4 protein-coding genes and 3 pseudogenes are annotated in these 8538 nt (G+C 62.1%); 4 read left to right on the plus strand and 3 right to left on the minus strand.

What is annotated here, in order from left to right:
- Positions 1 to 207 precede the first annotated feature (207 nt).
- Positions 208 to 3096 (plus strand): hypothetical protein, encoded by a 2889-nt coding sequence (locus EV657_RS19680; protein WP_134079501.1) that lies wholly within the window; start codon positions 208 to 210, stop codon positions 3094 to 3096.
- A gap of 227 nt (positions 3097 to 3323) precedes the next feature.
- Positions 3324 to 4421, plus strand: coding sequence for an acyltransferase family protein (locus EV657_RS19685; protein WP_134079503.1), 1098 nt, complete (start codon positions 3324 to 3326; stop codon positions 4419 to 4421).
- A gap of 199 nt (positions 4422 to 4620) precedes the next feature.
- Here the strand turns inward: EV657_RS19685 and EV657_RS19690 are convergent.
- A pseudogene (locus EV657_RS19690) lies at positions 4621 to 5196 on the minus strand (DDE-type integrase/transposase/recombinase); the annotation flags it as partial.
- Here EV657_RS19690 and EV657_RS19695 point away from each other — a divergent pair.
- Positions 5187 to 5801 (plus strand): annotated as a pseudogene (locus tag EV657_RS19695) (IS3 family transposase); the annotation flags it as partial. The pseudogenes EV657_RS19690 and EV657_RS19695 overlap by 10 nt on opposite strands.
- Before the next feature lie 34 nt (positions 5802 to 5835).
- Here the strand turns inward: EV657_RS19695 and EV657_RS19700 are convergent.
- Entirely contained in the window at positions 5836 to 6417 is a 582-nt protein-coding gene (locus EV657_RS19700) for an endonuclease/exonuclease/phosphatase family protein (RefSeq protein WP_134079504.1), read from the minus strand.
- Positions 6418 to 6516: 99 nt separating this feature from the next.
- Positions 6517 to 7881, minus strand: coding sequence for a glycosyltransferase family 4 protein (locus tag EV657_RS19705; RefSeq protein WP_134079506.1), 1365 nt, complete (start codon positions 7879 to 7881; stop codon positions 6517 to 6519).
- A 220-nt stretch (positions 7882 to 8101) separates the two neighbouring features.
- On the opposite strand from EV657_RS19705, the pseudogene EV657_RS19710 reads away from it, so the two are divergent.
- Positions 8102 to 8377: pseudogene (locus tag EV657_RS19710) on the plus strand (transposase); the annotation flags it as partial.
- Positions 8378 to 8538: the final 161 nt, after the last annotated feature.

Genomic DNA, 8538 nt, shown 5'->3' on the forward strand with positions numbered 1-8538 from the left:
CTCTGGCGCGACCGGCCCGAGCTACACCGTGACCGCCCAGGACGAGGGCCAGCTGCTGGCCTGCCGCGAAACCGTCGGCTCCGAAACCGTCCCCAGTGGCGCGATCGCCGTGCCCCGCTAAGATCCCTCTAAGATTTTGCCGCAGCGGGGCATTTTTCCCGATGCCGTCCTGTGGCACCAATGAACCCAGCCCATGGAGTGCTTGAAATGGCAACCAGACGTAGTTTTCTTGGCATCACCACCGGGATGGCGGTTGCTCTTGCTGTCACGCAAGGGAGCAAGACCGCAAGCGGGCAAACCGGCCCCGAAGGGTGGGGACAAGCCGTGGCCCCGGGCACATCGCTGTCCATCGAGGTCCGGCGCAGTAATCATCATGTGGCTCCCGAGGGCATCTGGCTGAAGGCCGTCCCGTCTGGTTTCGACGTGGAGCCCATCGACTTGGCGACGAACGACGGCGACTATGATCCGTCTTTCGGCAAGATTTCCTACACTTGGACTCGGCACAAGGTTGGGGAGGTCTACACTCCAGAAGCCTATTCGATTCCGTTGCGCGTACCAGCAGCCATGAACGACAAGCATCTGCGGACCGGCCGCTGGGTCCACTTCACCGCCGACGAGCCCGGTGACTGGGTTTATACTTGCGTGGCCATCGACGAAAGCGGGCATATGAACACCGCTTCGGTCACGCTCACGACCCACGATCCAGAGGCCTACTTCACAAATGCGACGACCATCGTCGTCTCCAACGATCCGCGGGAAACCTGGGCGGGGGCGCCGACCGATGTCGCCGCAAACCGGGTGAAGAATTGGGATGAAGCCATTGCGCGCTCCGGGGTCATTGCACAACCGGTCCGCATTCTCTTCAAGGGCGGCCAGTCGTTTGTCCCCTCAGAGATTGAAGTGAACTGGACGTTTCCGGGTGCCCTGTTCAGCAAGTGGGGAGAAGGAGAGGCCGTCCTCGACGGAACCCTAAAGCTCGGGCGCATGCGCTATGACTGCGATGTCACCTTTCAAGACCTGACCCATACGGCCGGATATGATCTGGCTACGGACACCAATCTCGGAGACTCCGCCGTCAACACATTCGACGGGCGGGTGGAAAAGATGTTTGTCTGGCATCGGGTGAAGTTCGACGGCAATTCCGGTGCCGTTGCCATGCTGAGTCCGGTGTCTACTACCCAAGGTGAAACCTCTTCGTACATCTTTACAGAGTGCAAGATGTCAAACTGGTTCAAATGCCCCATTTTCTGCCAGGAGCAGCGGGCGTCGATTGGGATCTCGGGCTGTGATATGAAGGACACACCAGGCCTCGCCATGATGAAAAACAACTGGAACGACGCAGGTTGGGCAGTCCGTTCCTCAGGCCGGATCATCAACGTAACTTGTAGCGACTTCTTCTGTTATCGGGGTTGGTTCCGCAACGGTGCGGCTTTGTCCGCGCAGCCTGCGTTCCGACTTGGAAACGATGGTGCACTCGGCCTTCATGCAGTCCTTGAACGCAACTTCTGCGAGGGAACATTTCTCACAGGATCGGCAACGTCTGGGGTCTCTCCCGTCGTCAACATTCTGGCCGAGCGAAACATCATCGTCGGCATCGCGAGTAACTTTACCGGCATGATCTCCGTTCTCTCAGGGGGAACATTTGTTCGAAACAACCACCTTGTCATGCCGAACGCGCAACCGCAACAGCATGATAACCGGTTGTGGACAACGAGGTACTTCCACGGAAGCTCGGTAATTCTTGGGCTTGCTGCGGTTACACCGAGCGCGGCGTCGATTGCTGCTCCTATCCGCATTCAGCGGAATACCAGCATTTATCTTCGTGATCTTACAGATAGCGGAACTACGCTGACGACAGTCCACATCAATAACCCCCCTGTTTTCACGGATATGGTCATTTCTAACAATGTTACCTACGGCCCGAACCTCGCCGATCAAAGTCCCGTTGTTGCGGATGGCCCGTTCGATACCTTCGATTGGTCCAGCATTTCGGCCAAATTGCTCTATGAGGGCTATTGGTCGGAATACGAAAGCGACCTGGGGCTGAAGGACAAGCCCACCCACGTCCTTTCGTATAGCGACGAGAGCCCGACCGGGACTATCGGCTCGACTTCTGTCCGCGCAATTTACGGTGCTACCTCTGGGGCCGCAGGATACGTGGTCGAGCGGACGCCAGATGCGGCGTCAGGCACGGTCAGCCTCTCGCAAGTGGTGGGGGCCTTTGTCTCGGGCGAAACGCTGAAAGCGGCCGCCAATGCCCGAGTCACAGCAATAACGGAATCCGGTACCAGGCTGTCACTCTCAGACAAAAATGGCCCGGCCTTCCCGGTCGGTGCGACAGTTGTCGGGTCATCGAGCGGAGCGACCGCGACAGTGGTCGCGGACGCCGGAGGCTATATCACTGTAAGTAATACAGTCGGCGCCTTCACGACCGCTGATCGGATTTATGCGGCGGGCGCAACCACCGTCGCCACTGCGGCCGGGGCTTCGACCGCAATCCCGGAAGATGTGACCAAGAAAATCAACATCTACGCGGAAACTGGGACGCCTGTTGCGGTCGGAGCGACCATCACCGGCGTAGACAGTGGAGCTACGGCCAAGGTCATCCGCCGGAGCGGCACGGTCCTCTTGCTCCAAGAGCTTAGCGGAACGCTCTACAGCCTCGAAGTCGTCTCTTTCTCCGGCGGAACCGGAGTTATCAACGACACCAATGAGTCGTTCCTGCCGTGCCAATTCATCCCGCGCACGGTCACGCCGTCGCATGAGATCAGCTACACGGGGGCCTCTGGGACTTTCGAGGAAGGTGAAACCCTCACCGGAGGAACCTCCGGTGCCACGGCTATGCTGACCTATCACCAATCGACGCAGAGCAAGATGATGCTCTGGAAGGTCACTGGGGCGTTCCGTAACGGAGAGACGATCACCGGCAAGTCTAGCGGCGCCCAGGCCAAGGCGAATGGACCGAGCCGCAGGCACGGGGCGGATTTCCTCTATGTCCCGACCGGCGACTTCACCGGGGGAGGTGTCGTCGGACAGATGCAGGAGAGGGTGGCCTGGGCGCCGCCCGGCAAGCGCGGGGCTTTCGCCTACAACTGAAAACCTGACCCGCCCGGTCTTTCCTCCGGGCGGGTCAGCATTCGCCATGCCGTTGACACGGGCCCGCCTCCCCTCAATATGTCTGGCAAAGAACGGAAGGAATTTATCTCAGGGATGGCCGATGCCGCGAAGCCTCTGGTGTCCTGAGTATCGGTGCGGGGCCTTAGATATTGCGTTCCATTGCCATATGCAGGAGTGCCGCGACAGCCTCGCCCGAGGGCGTGCAGATGGTTCATTCTGCCGCAGATCACTCTTATCAAGAGTATCTGAATACACATCATTTCGGATCACTCGATGGGCTGCGCTTCATCTGCATCGCAGCCGTAATCTGGCACCATGGACTACTCTGGCAGCACCTCATCGGTTTCTCGCCGATCTTCGGACGCGGCTATACGGGGGTGGATTTCTTCTTCGTCCTGAGCGGCTTTCTGATCACCACGCTGCTGCTGAGAGAACGTAGCAAGAAAGGGCAGTTCGATCTGCGCGGTTTCTACTGGAGGCGGGTGTTGCGGATCGTGCCCGTCTATTTCCTAGTGGTAACGGTCGCAGGGGTTCTCGCCGCCCTACGCGCAAGCGAGACGGCAGAGCTTCTGCCTTTCTATTATCTCTTCCTGTCCAATTTTCTGACGGAGCACATCCCTCTTCTGACGGTCACCTGGTCGTTATCCATGGAAGAGCAGTATTATCTGGTCTGGCCGGTGCTGTTGATGCTGCTGCCAGCTCGCTGGGCCATTCCGGTCCTCGTGGGATTTGTAGCCGTCAACCTTGCCGCGGTGCTGGGAGCTCTGGCGCCTCTCGGAATTCATCCCGCTTGGGCCGGGCCACTGCGCTTCGCGATGCCAGCATCCACCTATGCGCCGCTTCTGATGGGCTCGCTTGCGGCAATCCTTCTCCATCAGCCACACTGGTTCGACAGGATCTCCCCCTTACTCGCCCCGCGGATCATGCCATGGCTCCTGTTCACCGCCCTGGCCGCGGTTCTGGCGAACTGGCCCGAAGGTCTGGCTGGCTGGCCGAACCTGCTGATGCATGCACTGATGACACTTATCCTGATGAGTCTGGTTGTGCGCGAGGACAACGGCATGCACAGAATTCTGTGCTTTGCGCCGATCGCCCGGGTCGGACAGATCAGCTATGGCATATACCTCTATCACCTCTTTGCGCTTAGTGCGGTTGTAAAGATTCTCAGACCTGTCGGCCTAGAAAATCAGATCGCCATCATGATCATCTATCCGGCACTTGCTGTCTTCGTCGCCGAGATCAGTTTCCGCACCTACGAACGCTGGTTCCTGGGACTGCGTCACAAAGGGCTGGGCCGGGTCTAGCAGGCTGCTGAAAAACTCCGGCCGCAACCGTTTCGACGCGAAAGTGCGTCACCTTTCGGGCTCTCTCGTCGAGCTGTTGAAAATCCAGCGCATCGGAGCGTGACGAGCGGGCCGACAGGCGCGCGCCTGAGACTTTTTCAGCGGCCTGCTAGAGTTTGGGTAATTCTCCCCTGTATCGACCCAGCGGAATCTGCTCAGGTTAGGCCGCTAATCTGAATGCCTCGGCAGGCGTGCGCATGGCAAGCGCCTGATGAGGGCGGCGGTGGTTGTAGAATGCGATCCAGTCACCGATCACACGCATCGCATGTTGAATGCTTTCGATGTAGCCATTCTGCTGGGGCTTGCCCGGATCGATGTAGTGCCATTCAACACCGTTCTCGTTGGCCCATTTCAGGATGGCCTTGCTGGTGAACTCGGTGCCATTGTCACTGACGATGCAGGCCGGTTTTCCGTAGACCCTGACCAGCGCATCAAGCTCCCGCGCCACCCTGGCCCCCGAGATGCTGGTGTCAGCGATCAGCGCCAGGTTCTTGCGGCAGCAATCGTCGTTCACGGCCAGGATGCGGTACTTCCGGCAGGCCCCGAATGTGTCCGATAGGAAGTCCAGCGACCAACGCTGATTTGGCTGCAGGGGCACTGGCATCGGGGTTCGGCTGCCGCGCGCCCGTTTGCGGCCACGGCGGCGGCACACCGACAGGCCCTCTTCCCGGTAGATGCGGTAGAGCTTCTTCTCGTTCATGATCATGCCCTTGCGCTCCAGCAGGATACCGCATCTACTGCGAGCTTGGGCTGAACCTGCGCATCAAGCCGCGGCGACGGCTAAAGCGTGAAAAGCCCGAGGAACTGGCTGTGCCGCCTTCGCTGCCATCGATCCCCCGGATCGATGGCTTTACGCTTCGGCCCCCGAACCTCGTTTGGTCGATGGATTTCATGGTCGACCGCCTGGCCGACGGGCGGCAGTTCCGGCTGCTGAACGTGCTGGACGATTTCAACCGCGAGGGTCTGGGCATCGAGGTCGACTTCTCGCTGCCGGCCGAGCGGGTCGTCCGGTCCCTGAAGCAGATCATCGAATGGCGTGGCAAACCCTTGGCGATCAGGGTGGACAACGGCCCCGAATATGTCAGTTCCACGCTGATGACTTGGGCCGAGCAGCAGGGCATCGCCCTGACCTACATCCAGCCCGGCAAGCCGCAGCAGAACGCCTACGTCGAGCGCTACAACCGGATGGTCCGGCACGAATGGCTGGACCTCTACATCTTTGACACCATCGAGGAGGTGCAGCAGATCGCCACCGAATGGCTATGGACCTACAACAACGAACGCCCGAACATGGGCATCGGCGGCGTCACACCCGCCATGAAGCTGAAAATGGCCGCGTGAGTTCTACGGTCGCGCCCCGTTAAAACGGGGAGGATTACCGTTCCGCATGCACGACCCGGGCGCCGCCGCGAACGAGGATCTGGTCGATCGGCAGTCCGAACCGGCCAAGCCCGGCAGGCCAGGTCGCCACCGGGCGGCGCAGGCCGCGCATTCCTGTCTTGTGCAGAAGCAGCCGCATTGGCCGGCTCCAGGGCGGGGCATTGAAATCGCCCACGGCCACCACCGGTCCCGTGATCCAGCGGTACTGTGCAGCGATCTTCTCGCGTTCGGCCTCTGCCCCCCCCGTGAACCAGGGCTTGACGCTCTGGCTGGCCGCAAGCGCCACGCGCTTTCCGGACGGGGTCTCGAGTTCCGCAAAGGCATAGCGCGCCTCGAAGACCGGGTTCAGTTGCAAGGTCCAGAACCGCACCGGTTTCCGTTTCACCGCAACCAGCACTTCGCAGCTTTCCGGGGAACAGCCCGGCAGCACCTCGTAGCGGTCCTTCAATTGCGCCAGCGCGGGCCCGACTGCGCGGCTTTCGGCAAAGACGATGACATCGGGATCCTTCGCCATGGCCGCGGACACGATCCGTTCGGCCCGGGTCTCGTCCCCGGCAAAGGCATTGAAGAAAAGCACCGTCAGGTCGGGCGTGAGGCCCGGAACGGGCGGCAGACTGGTCCGGTACTGCCCGCCAGCCCTGCCAGGGCCAGAACGCTGCCCCTGCCCCCTGTGCCGTCAGGAGCCTTTTCCTGTCCGCGGGACACGGCGGCCTAGCCATTGCCGGGCCGTCTGCGTTCCAAGCGGCGCGGGGCGCAGGTCCTGCCCCGGCCCTTCGGCGATCAGCCGGGCCATGCGGGCGGCCTCGGTTGCAATGTCGAATTCGGCCAGGACCCGTTTGCGCCCCGCCTCTCCCATCGCGGCGCGCAAGGCGGGGTCGCGGGCGAGCCGGCGGATCGCCGCCGCAAGGCCCGCAGCATCTCCGGGCGGCACGATCAGCCCGCTGCGGCCATGTTCGACCAGTTCGCCCACCCCCGCGACCTGGGTGGCGATCACCGGACGGCGGCTGGCCATCGCTTCCATCAGCACGACCGGCACCCCTTCGGCAAAGCTGGGCAGCACGACGATATCCGTCTGTTTCATCTCTGCGGCCACGGCCTCCTGGGACAGATAACCGGTGAAGCGCACCCTGCCCCCCAGCCCGGCCACCGCCGCTTCCAGCCCGGCCCGGTCCGGGCCGTCCCCGGCCAGCGTCAGGCGCAGCCCCGGCAGATCGCCCCCGATCGTCTGCAGCGCTTCGAAGAGCACGCGCAGCCCCTTGACCGGCGCCAGCCTGCCCACGAACAGAAGCCGGATTTCGTCATCCTCGCGCCGGGGGTCCGGCCCCTCATACCGACCGGGCGCGACCCCGCAATGGACGATCCGGATCCGGTCCCAATGCGCCGGATCCGAATTCAGCATCGTCTGGCTGCGGGCATAATGGCTGATCGCGGCCACGAACCGGGCCCGGGCCACCTTTTCGTCCAGCCGCCAGCGGGACGGTTCCAGCAGATCGGCGGGCCCGTGCAGGGTAAAGCTGCAGGGAATGCCCGTCAGATCCGAGACCAGCATCGAAACCGTGGCGCTCCCCGAAACGAAATGGTTATGCAGATGCCCCACCGCGTGTCGCTCCAGATGGCGGCCGAGCACCAGCGCCTCGAGGAAATAGATCAGCTGATAGACCGCTCCTTTAAGTCCCGGCGCCCGCGTGGCCCAGGCAAGCCTGAGGCCCCGGGCGCAGCGCCTTGGCCGGGTTGCCAGCCAGGACAGCGCCGCGACCAGCGTCAGTGGATTGCGCAGCGCCTTCAGCACATAGAAGGTGGTGGCCGCGGCCTCCCTCTCGGCCGGGCCGGGGTGCAGGTTCGGCGGAGTCTGCCGGGCCGAGCAACTCAGCACCTCGGCACCCATCGTCCGCAGCGCCTCGATCTCGCGCAGGATGAAGGTCAGCGAGACCTGCGGATACTGGCCGGTGAAATAGGCGATGCGGGGCAGAACCGGGTTCGCTGCGCCATCGGCCGTCCGGGTCCGCTCGGGCAGTCCCGAGGGCTCAAAGGGAATCGTCATCTCATGGCCCGCCCTTGGATCGCGTGGGTCAGTTCGGTCAGATGCAGGGCGAGGTCGGGCGACGAAAATGCGGCCCCCTGCCCCTGAATTGTCCAAGATAAAGCACGAACTTGCGAGCCACACCACCGGTTCTGAGGATCGTGTCCCGTGGCGGGGTGTAGCTGAGGGTGGCCATCGGGTTTCTCGGTAGGGTCGGATTGCTGACCCTCACCTGCACCGAGGGATGGCAATCGGCGCCTCCGAGGCCGAGCCGTTCTGGACCGAGTTCCTGCACGATCTCGTGCGCCGAGGTCTTGGCGGCGTGACGTTGGGGATCTCGGACGCGCAGGAGGGCATCAAGGCGGCCACAGCACGGGTGCTCTCCACGACCTAGCAGCGCTGCCCCGTGCATTTCCAACGCAATGCCCTGACCCATGCCGGAAAGAACAGCCGACACGTGGTCTCTGCCTTCATCGCCACAGCTTTCGCCCGACCGGATCACGCGGCGGCCAAGGCCCTGACCTGCCACGGGATTTTTCCTCCACCGTCGATTAGAGTCCAGCCCAACCTTAGGCTCAGGACCCATTGATTTTCTTGAGGCTGCCCGGCCTGCGTGATTCAAACTCCCGGACTGACGGGGGTGATGATGAGCAACCTTTTCTGGCTGACCGACGAGCA

The sequence above is a fragment of the Rhodovulum visakhapatnamense genome, assembly GCF_004365965.1.
Taxonomy (GTDB): domain Bacteria; phylum Pseudomonadota; class Alphaproteobacteria; order Rhodobacterales; family Rhodobacteraceae; genus Rhodovulum; species Rhodovulum visakhapatnamense.